This window comes from Stenotrophomonas sp. G4 (assembly GCF_003428825.1).
GTDB lineage: Bacteria > Pseudomonadota > Gammaproteobacteria > Xanthomonadales > Xanthomonadaceae > Stenotrophomonas > Stenotrophomonas indicatrix.
This window is the reverse complement of record NZ_CP031741.1, coordinates 1,053,488-1,067,576: the sequence shown is the minus strand read 5'-3', so window position 1 is coordinate 1,067,576 and position 14,089 is coordinate 1,053,488. Positions and strand designations below refer to the sequence as shown.

Below are 14,089 nucleotides of genomic sequence, written 5' to 3'. Positions count from 1 at the left end.
TGCGATGGCTGAGGCCGTACGCCACGACAAGACTGCGCGCCAACTGCGGATGCTGTCCGATGCACTGGACAGCGGTCGGCTGGGCCCGGTACGCCGTCTGGTCAATACCCTGGCGCCGGCCGAGATCGGCAACCTGCTCGAATCGCTGCCACCGGGCAAACGCGAGATCGTCTGGGGCCTGGTCGATCCGGAAGATGACGGCGAGGTACTGGTCCACGTCGGCGACGACGTGCGCGAAAGCCTGCTCGCGGACATGGACCCGGACGAAATCATCGCCGCGGTCGAAGACCTCGACATCGACGATCTGGCCGACCTGGTTGAAGACCTGCCGGACACGGTCATCGACGAAGTCCTCAAGTCGATGGACCGCGAGAACCGCGAGCGCCTGGAGCAGGTGCTGTCCTACCCCGAGGACAGCGCCGGCCGCCTGATGAACCCGGACGTGGTGACGGTACGCGCCGACGTCAACGTCGATGTGGTGCTGCGCTACCTGCGCCTGCGCGGCGAACTGCCCGACCACACCGATCACCTGTTCGTGGTCAGCCGCCGCCACCAGTACCTGGGCCGGGTGTCGCTGGCCTCGCTGGTGACCCACGAAGACACCACCCCGATCAACCGCCTGATCGACGATGAGCAACCTGCCATCGATGTCGGCGAAAGCGACCAGGAAGTGGCGCGGCAGTTCTCCGACCATGACTGGATCTCCGCGCCGGTGGTGGATGACAACAACATCCTGATCGGCCGCATCACCATCGATGACGTGGTCGACATCATCCGTGGCCAGGCCGAGCACCAGGCGCTGGGCGCCGCCGGCCTGGACGAGGATGAAGATCTGTTCAGCCCGGTCTGGCGCGCGATGCGCCGCCGCTTGATGTGGCTGTCGGTGAATCTGTGCACGGCGTTCCTGGCCTCCAGCGTGGTCGGCCACTTCGAGGGCACCATCGACAAGCTGGTCGCCCTGGCGGTGTTGATGCCGATCGTCGCCGGCCTCGGCGGCAACGCCGGCACCCAGGTGCTGGCGCTGATGGTGCGCGGCCTGGCACTGGGCCAGGTCGGCAGTTCCAACGCACGCACGCTGCTGTGGAAGGAAGTGCGGGTGGCCCTGCTCAATGGCGTGGTGCTCGGTTCGGTGCTGGGCCTGATCGTGCTCGCCTGGTTCCATTCGCCCGGGCTCTCGGCCGTGATCGCCATCGCGTTGACCTGCAACCTGTTGTTCGCGGCGCTTGCCGGCGTACTGGTGCCCCTGGGCCTGAAGCGCTTCGGCTTCGATCCGGCGCTGGCCAGCGGCATCTTCCTGACAGCGGTGACCGACTCGATGGGCTTCTTCACCTTCCTCGGCCTGGCCACCATGGTCCTGCTGCACTGACTGGAACTGCCATGGCAACGACGATCGAAAACTACTTTGCGCCGGGTTGGCGCGACCAGCTGCACACCTGTGCCGCCTGCGAGTGGAAAGGCAGTTCGCGGGCAATGGTGATGGAACTGGACGAGGACGCCACCGAGTATGTGTGCCCGGTGTGCGAGAACCCATTGCTGGTGGTGCTGCACCCGGACATGGCGCAGGTGCAGGCCGCGGCCGCAGGCGGCAATGCCGAAGCACAGGAGCAGCTGGAGATCATCGCCAGCTTCCCGCGCCCGCAGTGATGCGGCGCACGATGCCGGGCCGGTCGCGGCGCACTACCATCGGGGCGACATCGCCCTCATGGGAACCGCCATGCTTCGATTGCTTCTGCGCTGGCTGCCGCTGCTGGCCCTGCTGATGTTGACCGGGTGTGCCAGTACGCCGCCCGGTGCGCGCGGCCACTTCGAGGCACGCGCGGTGAAGGTGGACGGCGACACCGCCTACTACCAGGTGTTCATCCCGGCCGCTGCCGCGCGCGCGGCTGGTCCGCTGCCGGTGGTGCTGTTCCTGCACGGCTCCGGCGAGCGCGGCGGCGATGGCGTGAAGCAGACCCACGCAGGCCTGGGCCCGTACCTGCGTCGGCACGCGGCCGACTTCCCCGCGCTGGCGGTGTTTCCGCAGGTTCCCGGCGACGGGGAATGGAGCGGCCGCAACAACCGGGTGGCGATCGCGGCACTGGATGCCACGATTGCCGAATTCGACGCTGACCCGGCAAGGCAGTACCTGACCGGAATGTCGATGGGCGGCTATGGCAGCTGGAACATCGCGCTGGACGATCCGAAGCGCTTTGCCGCGATCGTGCCGGTCTGCGGTGCGGTGCTGGCGCCACGTGCGGTACGCCCTACCCTGTTCGTGGAACAGGTGGCCAACGAAGCGGATCCCTATGCGGTGATCGCGCAACGGTTGCAGCGCACCCCGGTCTGGATCTTCCACGGCGCGCTGGATGATGTGGTGCCACCGGATGATGATCGCCGGCTGCAGGCCGCCTTCCAGACCGCAGGTGCGCGTGACGTGCGCTATACCGAATACCCCGAGGGCAACCACAACGCCTGGGATGCCACCTACGCCGACGCAGCGATGTGGGCGTGGCTGTTCGCCCAGAAGCGCTGAACGCTTGCTCCGGTAGAGGCCAACCTTGGTTGGCCCATTCCAGTAGAGGCCAACCTTGGTTGGCCCATTCTGGTAGAGGCCAACCTTGGTTGGCACTCGCCTACCCAAGATCAAGCCATTCCCCGATGTCCGTCGCAAGCAGGTCCGCCCAAGCTTGCGCCATGCAAAACGTCCGCCTCCTGCTCGGCCGTCGCTCCAGCATCGGCCTCAGCTACATCCTGACTACCGACGTGGATCGCCGCGCGCCCCTGTTCGCCAACGACGCTGCCGCAGCCCTGGCAATCCAGGAATTCCAGAGGCTGGATCAGGAAGGCTTCACCCGCTCGATCGCCTACGTGGTCATGCCCGATCACATCCATTGGCTGCTCGAACTGCGTGCGGGAACATTGGAAACCGTCATGAAGCGCTTCAAATCGCGCACGGCGCAGCAGGCAAACCGGTTGTTGGGAAGGGTCGGGCGTTTCTGGCAGGCCTACTACCACGACCATGCGATCCGCTCGGACGAATCGTTGTACCGGCATGCGATGTACCTGATGGGCAATCCGATCAGGGCGGGTCTGACGACGCAGTTGGGGCAGTATCGGCACGCATGGTGCGAGTGGGAGCTCGAGGCTTTGGGTGATCGACCAGAGGCATTCAGCACGGACGGATAGTGCCAACCCAGGTTGGCATCTACCAAAGCAGTGCACGTACCAACCCAGGTTGGCATCTACCAAAGCAGCGCTCGTGCCAACCCAGGTTGGCATCTACCAACGCAGCGCTCGTGCCAACCAAGGTTGGCATCTACCAACGCAGCAATCGGAGGCAATCAACCCAGCAGGGTTTCCAGCACGGCCATGCGTACGGCGACGCCGTTGGCGACCTGGCGCAGCACCCACGACTGCGGGCCGTCGGCCACGTCATCGGTCACTTCCACGCCGCGGTTGATCGGGCCCGGGTGCAGCACGGCGGCATCCTTGCCGGCGCGGGCCAGGCGTGCGGTGTTCAGGCCGTACTGTGCGTGGTACTGCTCCAGCGAGGGCACCAGGCCTTCTTCCATGCGCTCGCGCTGCAGGCGCAGCATCATCAGCGCGTCGACACCTTCCAGCATCGCGTCGAAATCATCACCGACCACGCAGCCCTTGAGGGTGTCGTCGTCGGGCAGCAGCGACTGCGGACCGCATACGCGGATCTCGCCCACGCCCAGCGTGCGCAGGGCATGCAGGTCGGTGCGGGCCACGCGCGAGTGCTTGACGTCACCGACGATCACCACCTTCATCTTCGAGAAGTCCGGGCCCTTGGCCTGGCGCAGGGTCAGCATGTCCAGCAGGCCCTGGGTCGGGTGCGAGCTGCGGCCGTCGCCGGCATTGACCAGCGCGGTGCCCTCGCCCGCCACGGCAGCCAGTGCCGCCACGGCGCCGTCATCGGGGTGGCGCACCACGAAACCACGCACGCCCATCGCTTCCAGGTTCTTCAGCGTGTCGCAGGCGGTTTCGCCCTTGCGCGTGGACGATGTTGAAGCGTCGAAGTTCAGCACGTCCGCGCCCAACCGCTGCGCCGCCAGATGGAACGAGCTACGGGTACGGGTGGAGGGTTCGAAGAACAACGTGCACACCGCCGATCCGCCCAGCACGTGGCGCTTGTTGCCGACACGGCCGACCGCGGCGTCGCGGATCTGGCCCGCGCGGTCGAGCAGTTGCACCAGGGTGTCGCGGGGAAGACCTTCAAGCGTCAACAGGTGGCGCAGGCGGCCGGAGTCATCGAGTTGCTGGGCGGTCATGGCGGGGTTCGTATCGTCAGGGAATGGGAATGGCGTCGTCCGGCGACGACAACCAGCGGTCGATGATCACCGCCGCAGCCACGGCATCGAGCGCAGCCGCGTCGCGGCGACGCTTGCGCCCTTCGGCGCGCTCGACGGCGAAGCGGCGGGCGGCCTCGACCGAGCTGGAACGCTCGTCGATCATCACCACCGGCAGCTTGAAACGTTCCCGCAGCTGGCGGGCAAAGCCCTGCGCGCGCTTGCGGTTGGGCTGGTCCTGGCCGTCCAGGGTCAGCGGATCGCCGACCACCAGGCCATCGGGCTTCCATTCCTTGAGCAGGCGTTCGATCGCCGCCCAGTCGGGGCCATTGCCGTGCACATCGACCACGGCCACCGCGCGTGCATGCGCGGCGAAGGCACTGCCGATCGCCACGCCGATCCGGCGCGAGCCGACATCGAAACCGAGTACGGTGCCATCGCGGCGGATGAGGGCCGGCTCAGACATGGCCGCTGTAATCGGTCAGCCGGAACAGATCGACGCCAATGCGCGACGCGGCGCCCTGCCAGCGCTGTTCCAGCGGCAGCTGGAACACCAGTTCGGCATCGGCCGGCACGGTCAGCCAGCTGTTTTCGGACAGTTCGCTTTCCAGCTGGCCGGCACTCCACCCCGCGCAGCCCAGGGTGACCACGGCATTGGCCGGGCCTTCGCCACGCGCCATCGCCTCGAGGATGTCACGCGAGGTGGTCAGGTACAGGCCGTCACCGACGACGAGGCTGGAATCCCACGCGCGCGCGTCGTCATGGATGACGAAGCCACGCTCGGGATGCACCGGCCCGCCATTGAGCACCGGACGCGCCTGCAGGACGCCGTCGCCGGTCGCGATATCCATCTGCGCAAGCACTTCGCCCAGGGTGTACTCGGACGGCTGGTTGACCAGCACCCCCATTGCCCCGTTCTCGTCGTGCTGGCAGATCAGCGCGACGGTGCGGGCGAAGGTGGCGTCGATCAGCGACGGCAGCGCCACGAGCAGGTGATTGGCGAGGGAAGTCGGCGTTACTGGCATGGGCGCCATTCTAACCGCTGCGACCGGATGCGGGCGCGAAGGGATGGGCTAGGATGGGCTGCTTGGATGGACGATGAAGCGAAGCAGGAGGACGTGCCGATGCCCTTGTCCACCCGCAGCGCTGGGTGACACGCCGGCCGACTTCCCCCACTCCCGCACCAACGGCAGGATGAAAGAGAGAAAATGAGCGGATACTGCCGCATTGCCCCGGGCCATCCGGTGCACGAGCACTACCATGCCAACGAATATGGCTTCCCGCAGCGCGATGAGCGTGAACTGTTCGAGCGCCTGCTGCTGGAGATCAACCAGGCCGGCCTGAGCTGGGAAACCATCCTGAAGAAGCGCGAGGGGTTCCGCGCGGCGTATGACGGTTTCGACGTCGATCGGGTGGCGGCCTACGCCGAGCAGGACATCGAGCGCCTGCTGTCGGACCCGGGCATCATCCGCAACCGCTTGAAGGTGCTGGCGGCGATCCACAACGCGCAGGTGATCCAGCAGCTGCGACAGAGCCACGGCAGCTTCGCCGGCTGGCTGGACGCACACCATCCGCGCAGCAAGGCCGACTGGGTGAAACTGTTCAAGAAAACCTTCCGCTTCACCGGTGGCGAGATCACCGGCGAGTTCCTGATGAGCCTGGGCTACCTGCCGGGCGCGCATGCCGAGGACTGCCCGGTGCATGCAACGCTGCTGAAGCTGGCACCGCCGTGGGTGCAGGCAGCGCGCGGCTGATGCGCATCCGCCGGGCATCGCCCGGCGCTACCGGCGCGCGTGGCACCTGGGCGGGCGATCCGCCGAATGCGGAATCAGACGCCCATGTAGCGGCCCGGGCGGTGGTTGAACATCAGGACCAGGCTGAGCACCACCGCACCGATGGCCGAGTACATCACCTTCGACGGCGACAGCACGAAGAACGCGGCCACCATCAGGCACGCATCGAAGGACATCTGCACCTTGCCAGCGCTCCAGCCGCGGGTGCGCTGCAGGTACACCGCCAGGATGCCGATGCCGCCGAGGCTGGCGCGGTGGCGGATGAAGAACAGGATGCCCAGGCCGGACAGCGCGCCACCGACCAGCGCCGAGTACAGCGGCGCAATATGCGAAAAGTCCGCCCAGCGCGGCAGGATGTCGGTGAGCAGGCCGCAGGCAGTGACCGCTGCGAACGTCTTCAGGGTGAATTCCCAGCCCATGCGGCGCACGGCCACCCAGTAGAACGGCAGGTTGACCAGCACGAACACCAGGCCGAAGTTCCAGCCCAGCGAATAGTGCAGCAGGAAGGCCATGCCGGCCATGCCGCCGATCATCAGCCCGCCCTTGGCGAAGATCGCCAGGCCCAGTGAAGCCACGAGCATGGCCAGCACCATGCCCTGCACGTCCTCGGCGACCGAGTGGCGCAGCGCCTTCTCATCGGCGGGGGTGCCGGCAACATCGGGCGGCGGGGTCAGCGGGCCAGCGGTGACCAGGTGGCCGTCAGCGTCGTCGCACGGCGCCGGGCCATGGGATTGGAGGGACATACAGGTGGGGGCACTGCGGGTGGGGAGCGGTATTAGACACGATCTGCATGACAGTTGCAGATGAAATCGTTCAGTTGGGGATGCCGGCGAACGGCGCAGCCCCTCGTGGCTGGGCGGCATGCTGCCTCCGAATCTGGCAGTGGGCCGGGCGGGTGGGCTGTGCAGGGGGCGCTGCAAGTACGTCCGGCCCCGGACAGGTTCCGTGCGCGTCCAGCCACGTAAAGAGAAAAGAAGAGCAGAAGCGGGTCGCTGCGCTCGGTGGGGCGGCGGATTCAGCGCTGGCTGGCCAGGTGGTGGGCGACCAGGGCGTTTGCATGGCCATGGCCCAGCCCGTGCTCGGATTTCAGGAAGCTGACCAGCTCCATGTGCTTCAGCCCCGGCCGTTTGGCCAGCAGCCCCAGCCAATGCGCCACCGGCTGCCCGTAGGTCTTTTCGATGGAAGGAAAATAGGACGCCGGGCCCTTGGGTTTGCTGTCGGTGCTCATGTGCTGCTCCCTTTACTTTGGAAAGTACCCGATCGACGAAGCACGGAACCACAAATCGACATAGCGCTTTAACCGACCAGCACCGGCAGCACCGGGCACGCATCCACGCATGGCGTGGATCTACGTGTCGACCAAGGTCGACACCTACCAACCGCCGCGGGAACCTGTCGACAGCGGGCGCCGGGCGCAGCCCGGCCGTATCATCCCCTCATGCCGCGTGAAAACCTCAACGACCTGCAAGCCTTCGTCCACGTTGCCCGCGAAGGCAGCTTCACCAAGGCCGCTGCCCAGCTGGGCGTCTCCCAATCCGCCCTCAGCCACGCCATGCGCGGGCTGGAAGAACGACTGGGCGTGCGCCTGCTGACCCGCACCACCCGCAGCGTCGCCACCACCGAGGCCGGTGCCCGCCTGCTGGAAACCCTGGCCCCGCGCCTGGCCGAGATCGAAGACGAACTGGCCGCGCTGGCCGAGTACCGCGAGCGCCCCGCAGGCACCATCCGCATCAACGCCACCGGCCACGCCGCCGAATACCTGGCCTGGCCCAGGCTGGCACCGCTGCTGCAGCAGTACCCGGACCTGAAGGTCGAGCTGACCACCGATTACGGCCTGGCCGACATCGTCGCCGAGCGCTACGACATCGGCATCCGTCTCGGTGAGCGCCTGGCACGCGACATGGTGGCGCTGCCGATCAGTCCGCCGCTGCGCATGCGCGTGGTGGGGGCACCGTCGTACTTCCGCCAGCACGTGGCGCCGGTGCATCCGCACGATCTGGCCGCGCACAACTGCATCACCCTGCGCCTGCCCACCCATGGCGGCCTGATGCCGTGGGATTTCGGTCAGGATGGCAACGAGCTGAGCATCCGCGTCTCCGGCCAATGGACCTTCAACACCATGGGCATGACGCGGGCTGCGGCGCTGGCCGGCAGCGGACTGGCCTGGCTGCCCGAAGACCAGGTGCAGGCGGCCCTGCTGGAAGGCCGCCTGCAATCAACACTGGATGACTGGTGCCCGCACTTCGATGGCTACTACGCGTATTACCCGTCACGCCGGCACGTCACCGTGGCGATGCGTACGGTGCTTGATGCGCTGCGCGGGCCGATGGTGGGGTGAGGCGTGCGGACCAACGGTCCGCACCCACCACAGGACGAGAGTCCGCACCCACCACAGGACGAGAGTCCGTACCCACCACAGATCGGAAGACCGCACCCAGCACAGGACGAAAGTCCGCACCCACTGCGATCAGCCCTTGGCCTGCGCTGCGCGCTGCGCGTTGTAGCGCTCGCCGACGATGGCGATCTCCTGCAGCGTCTGCGCGATGCGCTCCAGCTCGGCGGGAGACAGCTGCAGGTCGGCGGCGGCAAGGTTCTCTTCCAGGCGATGGATCCTGGTCGTACCCGGAATCGGCACGATCCACGGTGCCTGCGCCAGCAGCCAGGCCAGCGCGACCTGTGCCGGGGTGGCGCCCCGCGCCGCCGCGATCGTGGTGATGCGGTCAACCAGCGCTTGATTGGCGCGACGCGCTTCCACTTCGAAGCGCGGCACGGTGTTGCGGAAATCGTTGTCGGCGAAGGTGGTGTCGGCGTTGATCGCGCCAGTCAGGAAGCCGCGCCCGAGCGGGCTGAACGGCACGAAGCCGATGCCGAGTTCCTGCAGCGCCGGCAGCAGTTCGCGTTCCGGTTCGCGCCACCACAGCGAGTACTCGCTCTGCACTGCGGCCACCGGTTGCACGGCATGGGCGCGACGCACCGTGGCGGCGCTGGCTTCGGACAAGCCGAAGTGGCGCACCTTGCCCTCGGCGATCAGGTCACGCACGGTGCCGGCCACATCCTCGATCGGCACGTTCGGATCCACGCGGTGCTGGTAGAACAGGTCGATGTAGTCGGTGCGCAGGCGCTTGAGGCTGGCTTCTGCCACCGCACGGATGTTCTGCGGACGACTGTCCAGGCCGGTGTCGACCTGTGCGTCCTTGAAGCCGAACTTGGTGGCGATCACCAGCTTGTCGCGGTGCGCTGCCAGTGCCCTGCCGAGCAGGTCTTCGTTGGTATATGGACCATAGACTTCGGCGGTGTCGAAGAAGGTCACGCCGCGCTCGACCGCCGCATGCAGCAGGGCGATGCCCTGCCCCTGCTCGACCGGCGGACCGTAGCCATGGCTCAGGCCCATGCAGCCCAGGCCCAAGGCGGAGACTTTCAGGCCGCTGCGGCCGAGTTCACGTGTCTGCATCGTCGTGCTCCAGTAGGGGAGCGATGACGATACGCCTGCAGGGGCCGCGGATTGAACGACCTGGATGGCAGTCGGTCATGACTGGATTTCATGAATCCAGTTCACCCGCCACAATCGCCACGATCGCCAGCAACAGCAGCGCGCCACCAGGCAGCAGCATGAGGACGTGCCAGACGCCGAAGCGGTCCATGCGCCGCATGTCCACCTTCGCGTCCAGGTGGTAGCGCCGCAGCAAGCTGTTGACCGGCAGCAGCGGCACAAAGGTGCACAACGAAAGCAGCGCGCCGCCATGGGGCAACCGGCCGGCGAAATTGAGCAGGAAGAACAGCGCCCCCAGCAGACCCGGCGCGAAGGCCAGCTGCCGGCGGCGCGACTGCGCGATATCACGCAGATCGCTGAAGCATGAAAACGCCCAGATCGGTGAGAACAGCGCACGTGCCCACGGCCACTGGCTGCCGTCGGTTTCGCGCTTGATGGCCCGCCAGTTCTGCCAGAACCAGTACAGCGGATACAGGCCCAGCGTGGCCAGCGACAGCGCGGCGATCTTCATCGTCGGCGGCGAGTAATACACCGCTTGGTTGGATGTGGCGAAGCTGCCCTGCGTAGTCGGCAGCACCGGCGGACGCGCAGGCGTTGCCGCCGGCGCACGATACGGATCGTGCATTTCCATATGCGAACCTCATGTTGTCACGCCGGCAGGGTACCGGCTCCCCCTGTCCCGCGAGCGCGGTGACCGCGCGACTATCGCAGAGCCTGCAGGGGCGACGCCAGTGCCGCTCAGGCGCGCATGGCCGCCACCTGGTAACAGACCTTGTTGCCCTCCAGCACGATCCACTTCTTCTGCTGCAGCTGCTGCACCAGCGCGTTGACTTCAGCCGCAGGCAGAGCCTTCTGGAACAGGTTGTTGACGGAGTTGTGCAGTGCCGCCTTTGAACCGGGTCTTGCCTTGTCCTGCCGCACCAGCCAGTCGCGCAGATGCACCAACCGAGCATCCGGCGGCACGGTTTTCGCTGCGGGCGATGCGGCTGCAGCAGCCTTCTGCCGCGCGGAGCGGAACATCGGCAGATCGGCCACAGAGGTACAGCGACCTGCCTGCAGGCCACGCGACTTCAGGTGTGCCACCAACGGATCGAAACCGGTGTCCTTGGAAATGATGTGAAAGAACGCCTTGGGATCAGCGGCCGCCATTTCGCCGATGTAGAACGCGATATGGAAATCCAGCGCGTTGGGGCCACTGCCATGGCAGCGTATGTAACGACCCTGGCTGCCCAATGCCTGCATGGCCTCGGCCACATCCATGCTGATGCGTGCCTGCGATGCACCGACGAATACCAGAACGGTGAACCCCGGTGCGGCCAGCTCCTTCAGGGACGGCGGCTGGACGTTCTCGAAATCAATCAATATCACGTTGCGGGCCAACGGCATATCCATATGCACTCCCCTGTAGCGTTCGCCATGGACCAGGCCCCCGCATGCCGGGGACCGGCCATGTACCCGGTGATCACCGGACCTCTGAAATCTCCACGCCATCCAACCCCTGCGACAGGGTGCGGGCATCGCCGCCCTGGCTGAGCTTGATGCGCAGGCGCACTTCGTTCTGCGAATCGGCGTAGCGCAGTGCGTCTTCGTAGCTGATCTCACCGGCCTGGTACAGCTCGAACAGGCTCTGGTCGAAGGTCTTCATGCCCAGCTGGACCGATTCCTTCATCAGCTCCTTCAGCTTGTGGATCTCGCCGTCGCGGATGTAGTCCTGCACCAGCGGCGTGCCCAGCAGGATCTCCATCGCCACCTTGCGCGAACGGCCATCCGGCGAAGGAATCAACTGCTGCGCGACCACGCCCTTGAGGTTCAGCGACAGATCCATCAACAGCTGGTTGCGGCGATCTTCCGGGAAGAAGTTGACGATGCGGTCCATCGCCTGGTTGGCGTTGTTGGCGTGCAGCGTGCACAGCACCAGGTGACCGGTTTCAGCGAAGGCGATGGCATGGTCCATGCCCTCGCGGGTACGCACTTCGCCGATCATGATCACATCCGGCGCCTGGCGCAGGGTGTTCTTCAGCGCGGCTTCCCAGCTGTCGGTATCGATGCCGACTTCGCGCTGGGTGATGATGCAGCCCTCGTGCTTGTGCACGAATTCGATCGGATCTTCGATGGTGATGATGTGCCCGGTCGAATTCTGGTTGCGGTAACCGATCATCGCTGCCAGCGAGGTTGATTTACCGGTACCGGTCGCGCCGACGAACAGGATGATGCCGCGCTTGGTCATCGCCAGCGTCTTGATGATCGGCGGCAGGCTCAGCTCTTCCACGGTGGGGATGCGCGTCTCGATGCGACGCAGCACCATGCCGACCTGGTTGCGCTGGTAGAAGCAGCTCACGCGGAAGCGGCCGACGCCGGACAGGCCGATGGCGAAGTTGCATTCGTGGGTCTTTTCGAATTCCTCGCGCTGCGCCGGCGTCATCACGTTCAGCACCAGGTCGCGGCTTTGCTGCGGCGTCAGTGGCGTCTGGGTGATCGGCGAGATCTTGCCGTTGACCTTGATCGCCGGCGGCATGCCGGCAGTGATGAACAGGTCCGAGGCGCGCTGGTGCGCCATCAGCTTGAGGAACGAGGTGAAATCGATGGTGGTCGCGGTGGTGTTCACGGCGGGCTCCCAATGGGGCATGTACCAGGAATCGGTCGGTGGAGAAAACAGCGCGGGGCCGGCGACGTCTTCGCGCGCCCTGCCCCGCCATTGCCTCGCCTTACTCGAACAGACGCTTGTCCTTGGCGTATTCGCGGGCCTGGTTGCGGGTGATCAGGCTGCGCTTGACCAGGTCCTGCAGGTGCTGGTCCAGGGTCATCATGCCGTACTGCTGGCCGGTCTGGATGGCCGAATACATCTGCGCCACCTTGTCCTCGCGGATCAGGTTGCGGATGGCCGGGGTGCCGACCATGATTTCCCAGGCGGCGGTACGACCGCCACCGACCTTCTTCAGCAGCGCCTGCGAAATGACCGCGCGCAGCGATTCGGACAGCATCGAGCGCACCATCGGCTTCTCGCCGGCCGGGAACACGTCGATGATGCGGTCGATGGTCTTGGCCGCCGAACTGGTGTGCAGGGTGCCGAACACCAGGTGGCCGGTTTCCGCGGCGGTCAGCGCCAGGCGGATGGTTTCCAGGTCACGCAGTTCGCCGACCAGGATGATGTCCGGGTCCTCACGCAGTGCCGAACGCAGCGCTTCATTGAAGCCGTGCGTATCGCGGTGCACTTCGCGCTGGTTGATCAGGCACTTCTGCGAGGTGTGCACGAATTCGATCGGATCCTCGACGGTGAGGATATGGCCGTATTCGTTCTTGTTGATGTAGTCGATCATCGCCGCCAGCGTGGTCGACTTGCCCGAACCGGTCGGGCCGGTCACCAGGATCAGGCCCTGCGGCTGCTGGATCACCTCGCGGAACAGCGGCGGGCAGGCCAGGTCTTCCAGGGTCAGCACTTCGGACGGAATGGTACGGAACACCGCACCGGCGCCACGGTTCTGGTTGAACGCATTGACACGGAAGCGCGCCAGCGACGGGATCTCGAAGGAGAAATCGACTTCGAGGAATTCCTCGTAATCGCGGCGCTGTTTGTCGGACATGATGTCGTACACCAGCGCATGGACCTGCTTGTGGTCCAGGGCTGGAATGTTGATCCGGCGAACATCACCGTCCACGCGGATCATCGGCGGCAGGCCTGCGGACAGATGCAGGTCGGACGCTTTGTTCTTTACGGAAAACGCCAACAGCTCGGCGATATCCATGAGCGGCTACTCCCCAATAACGGCTTCGACTGGAAGGATCTTTCCCCGGGCGGCAGTATAGCCTCCTGATTGAACGGAACGCGTTACGTGGCCACTCCCCTGCCCCAGATCCTGAGCAACCTGCACAACGCCGCCGCTGCCGCCGGGCGGCCACCGCCGCGCTTGCTGGCGGTGTCCAAGACCCAGCCGGCCGAGGCCGTGGCTGCGCTTGCCGCGCAGGGCCAGACCGCGTTCGGCGAAAACTACGTGCAGGAAGCGCTGGCCAAGATGCAGGAACTGCAGGCGTTGGGCCTGGAATGGCACCTGATCGGCCACCTGCAGTCGAACAAGGCCGAACCGGTGGCCACGCACTTCGACTGGGTGCAGAGCGTGGACCGGCCCAAGCTGGTCGCCGCGCTGGCCCGCTACCGCCCCGCTGAACGCGGCCCGCTGAACGTACTCATCCAGGTCAACATCGATGACGAGTCGAGCAAGCACGGCTGCGCGCCGGACGACGTGGACGCGCTGGCGGCAACCATCGCCGCCGAGCCGAACCTGCGCCTGCGCGGCCTGATGGCGATTCCTGCGCCGTGGCCCGACGCCGAGCGCCGGCGCGACGCGTTCGTGCGCATGCGCACACTTTTCGAGGCGCTGGCTGCCGGTCATCCCCAGGTGGACACCCTGTCGATGGGCATGAGCAGCGACTACGCTGAAGCGATCGCCGAAGGTGCCACCCTGGTGCGCATCGGTACCGCCCTGTTCGGCGCGCGTCCGCGCCCGGCCTGATTCCAAGGA

The 14,089-nt window shown here is 66.0% G+C and carries 17 protein-coding genes; 7 read left to right on the top strand and 10 right to left on the bottom strand.

The window, feature by feature from the left end; genetic code table 11:
- Positions 1 to 4: 4 nt before the first annotated feature.
- The 4 genes from mgtE to D0Y85_RS04890 all read left to right on the top strand — a co-directional run bounded on the left by mgtE (position 5) and on the right by D0Y85_RS04890 (position 3,165).
- Positions 5 to 1,366 (top strand): magnesium transporter, encoded by a 1,362-nt coding sequence (gene mgtE / locus D0Y85_RS04905; protein WP_025874026.1) that lies wholly within the window; start codon positions 5 to 7, stop codon positions 1,364 to 1,366.
- A gap of 11 nt (positions 1,367 to 1,377) precedes the next feature.
- Positions 1,378 to 1,644 (top strand): hypothetical protein, encoded by a 267-nt coding sequence (locus tag D0Y85_RS04900; protein ID WP_025874027.1) that lies wholly within the window; start codon positions 1,378 to 1,380, stop codon positions 1,642 to 1,644.
- Between the two features lie 70 nt (positions 1,645 to 1,714).
- Positions 1,715 to 2,512, top strand: a complete 798-nt coding sequence (locus tag D0Y85_RS04895) for a prolyl oligopeptidase family serine peptidase (RefSeq protein ID WP_117309698.1) — start codon at positions 1,715 to 1,717, stop codon at positions 2,510 to 2,512.
- Between the two features lie 161 nt (positions 2,513 to 2,673).
- Positions 2,674 to 3,165 (top strand): transposase, encoded by a 492-nt coding sequence (locus D0Y85_RS04890; protein WP_117311847.1) that lies wholly within the window; start codon positions 2,674 to 2,676, stop codon positions 3,163 to 3,165.
- Positions 3,166 to 3,320: 155 nt separating this feature from the next.
- On the opposite strand, the gene D0Y85_RS04885 is transcribed toward D0Y85_RS04890, so the two are convergent.
- From D0Y85_RS04885 to D0Y85_RS04875, 3 genes are read right to left on the bottom strand one after another with little or no spacing between them, the layout of a single operon-like run.
- Positions 3,321 to 4,271, bottom strand: coding sequence for an aspartate carbamoyltransferase catalytic subunit (locus D0Y85_RS04885; protein WP_089239291.1), 951 nt, complete (start codon positions 4,269 to 4,271; stop codon positions 3,321 to 3,323).
- Positions 4,272 to 4,287: 16 nt separating this feature from the next.
- Positions 4,288 to 4,755, bottom strand: a complete 468-nt coding sequence (gene ruvX / locus D0Y85_RS04880; RefSeq protein WP_025874031.1) for a Holliday junction resolvase RuvX — start codon at positions 4,753 to 4,755, stop codon at positions 4,288 to 4,290.
- Positions 4,748 to 5,314, bottom strand: coding sequence for a YqgE/AlgH family protein (locus D0Y85_RS04875; protein ID WP_025874032.1), 567 nt, complete (start codon positions 5,312 to 5,314; stop codon positions 4,748 to 4,750). The genes ruvX and D0Y85_RS04875 overlap by 8 nt, the downstream gene beginning before the upstream one ends.
- A gap of 183 nt (positions 5,315 to 5,497) precedes the next feature.
- Here D0Y85_RS04875 and D0Y85_RS04870 point away from each other — a divergent pair, with 183 nt between their 5' ends.
- On the top strand, positions 5,498 to 6,043 hold the full coding sequence (locus D0Y85_RS04870) for a DNA-3-methyladenine glycosylase I (protein WP_117309697.1): 546 nt from the start codon (positions 5,498 to 5,500) through the stop codon (positions 6,041 to 6,043).
- Positions 6,044 to 6,117: 74 nt separating this feature from the next.
- On the opposite strand, the gene D0Y85_RS04865 is transcribed toward D0Y85_RS04870, so the two are convergent.
- Both D0Y85_RS04865 and D0Y85_RS04860 read right to left on the bottom strand, forming a co-directional pair.
- Positions 6,118 to 6,825 carry a YitT family protein gene (locus tag D0Y85_RS04865; RefSeq protein ID WP_117309696.1) on the bottom strand — a complete coding sequence of 236 codons (708 nt, stop codon included), beginning with the start codon at positions 6,823 to 6,825 and terminating at the stop codon, positions 6,118 to 6,120.
- 272 nt (positions 6,826 to 7,097) lie between these two features.
- Entirely contained in the window at positions 7,098 to 7,310 is a 213-nt protein-coding gene (locus tag D0Y85_RS04860; RefSeq protein ID WP_117309695.1) for a DUF4287 domain-containing protein, read from the bottom strand.
- Positions 7,311 to 7,520: 210 nt separating this feature from the next.
- Between D0Y85_RS04860 and D0Y85_RS04855 the strand changes: the two genes are divergently transcribed.
- Positions 7,521 to 8,420 carry a LysR family transcriptional regulator gene (locus tag D0Y85_RS04855; protein ID WP_033830519.1) on the top strand — a complete coding sequence of 300 codons (900 nt, stop codon included), beginning with the start codon at positions 7,521 to 7,523 and terminating at the stop codon, positions 8,418 to 8,420.
- Positions 8,421 to 8,549: 129 nt separating this feature from the next.
- Here D0Y85_RS04855 and D0Y85_RS04845 read toward each other — a convergent pair whose 3' ends face one another.
- The 5 genes from D0Y85_RS04845 to D0Y85_RS04825 form a co-directional block, all read right to left on the bottom strand.
- Complete coding sequence (locus tag D0Y85_RS04845; protein WP_117309694.1) at positions 8,550 to 9,533, bottom strand: aldo/keto reductase; 984 nt, start codon at positions 9,531 to 9,533, stop codon at positions 8,550 to 8,552.
- An 88-nt stretch (positions 9,534 to 9,621) separates the two neighbouring features.
- On the bottom strand, positions 9,622 to 10,197 hold the full coding sequence (locus D0Y85_RS04840; RefSeq protein ID WP_140224771.1) for a hypothetical protein: 576 nt from the start codon (positions 10,195 to 10,197) through the stop codon (positions 9,622 to 9,624).
- Between the two features lie 113 nt (positions 10,198 to 10,310).
- A complete protein-coding gene (locus D0Y85_RS04835; RefSeq protein WP_162887614.1) occupies positions 10,311 to 10,964 on the bottom strand; it encodes a PIN domain-containing protein in 654 nt (217 codons plus the stop codon).
- A 70-nt stretch (positions 10,965 to 11,034) separates the two neighbouring features.
- Complete coding sequence (locus D0Y85_RS04830; RefSeq protein WP_049467229.1) at positions 11,035 to 12,198, bottom strand: PilT/PilU family type 4a pilus ATPase; 1,164 nt, start codon at positions 12,196 to 12,198, stop codon at positions 11,035 to 11,037.
- A 79-nt stretch (positions 12,199 to 12,277) separates the two neighbouring features.
- A complete protein-coding gene (locus D0Y85_RS04825; protein ID WP_004147099.1) occupies positions 12,278 to 13,315 on the bottom strand; it encodes a type IV pilus twitching motility protein PilT in 1,038 nt (345 codons plus the stop codon).
- 87 nt (positions 13,316 to 13,402) lie between these two features.
- Between D0Y85_RS04825 and D0Y85_RS04820 the strand changes: the two genes are divergently transcribed.
- Positions 13,403 to 14,080, top strand: a complete 678-nt coding sequence (locus tag D0Y85_RS04820) for a YggS family pyridoxal phosphate-dependent enzyme (protein WP_093817534.1) — start codon at positions 13,403 to 13,405, stop codon at positions 14,078 to 14,080.
- Positions 14,081 to 14,089 lie beyond the last annotated feature (9 nt).

Bases quoted from the DNA above. Each gene is read 5' to 3' on its own strand.
- mgtE (WP_025874026.1), top strand. From the start codon at position 5: ATGGCTGAGGCCGTACGCCACGACAAGACTGCGCGCCAACTGCGGATG.
- D0Y85_RS04900 (WP_025874027.1), top strand. From the start codon at position 1,378: ATGGCAACGACGATCGAAAACTACTTTGCGCCGGGTTGGCGCGACCAG.
- D0Y85_RS04895 (WP_117309698.1), top strand. From the start codon at position 1,715: ATGCTTCGATTGCTTCTGCGCTGGCTGCCGCTGCTGGCCCTGCTGATG.
- D0Y85_RS04890 (WP_117311847.1), top strand. From the start codon at position 2,674: ATGCAAAACGTCCGCCTCCTGCTCGGCCGTCGCTCCAGCATCGGCCTC.
- D0Y85_RS04885 (WP_089239291.1), bottom strand. From the start codon at position 4,271: ATGACCGCCCAGCAACTCGATGACTCCGGCCGCCTGCGCCACCTGTTG.
- ruvX (WP_025874031.1), bottom strand. From the start codon at position 4,755: ATGTCTGAGCCGGCCCTCATCCGCCGCGATGGCACCGTACTCGGTTTC.
- D0Y85_RS04875 (WP_025874032.1), bottom strand. From the start codon at position 5,314: ATGCCAGTAACGCCGACTTCCCTCGCCAATCACCTGCTCGTGGCGCTG.
- D0Y85_RS04870 (WP_117309697.1), top strand. From the start codon at position 5,498: ATGAGCGGATACTGCCGCATTGCCCCGGGCCATCCGGTGCACGAGCAC.
- D0Y85_RS04865 (WP_117309696.1), bottom strand. From the start codon at position 6,825: ATGTCCCTCCAATCCCATGGCCCGGCGCCGTGCGACGACGCTGACGGC.
- D0Y85_RS04860 (WP_117309695.1), bottom strand. From the start codon at position 7,310: ATGAGCACCGACAGCAAACCCAAGGGCCCGGCGTCCTATTTTCCTTCC.
- D0Y85_RS04855 (WP_033830519.1), top strand. From the start codon at position 7,521: ATGCCGCGTGAAAACCTCAACGACCTGCAAGCCTTCGTCCACGTTGCC.
- D0Y85_RS04845 (WP_117309694.1), bottom strand. From the start codon at position 9,533: ATGCAGACACGTGAACTCGGCCGCAGCGGCCTGAAAGTCTCCGCCTTG.
- D0Y85_RS04840 (WP_140224771.1), bottom strand. From the start codon at position 10,197: ATGCACGATCCGTATCGTGCGCCGGCGGCAACGCCTGCGCGTCCGCCG.
- D0Y85_RS04835 (WP_162887614.1), bottom strand. From the start codon at position 10,964: ATGGATATGCCGTTGGCCCGCAACGTGATATTGATTGATTTCGAGAAC.
- D0Y85_RS04830 (WP_049467229.1), bottom strand. From the start codon at position 12,198: ATGCCCCATTGGGAGCCCGCCGTGAACACCACCGCGACCACCATCGAT.
- D0Y85_RS04825 (WP_004147099.1), bottom strand. From the start codon at position 13,315: ATGGATATCGCCGAGCTGTTGGCGTTTTCCGTAAAGAACAAAGCGTCC.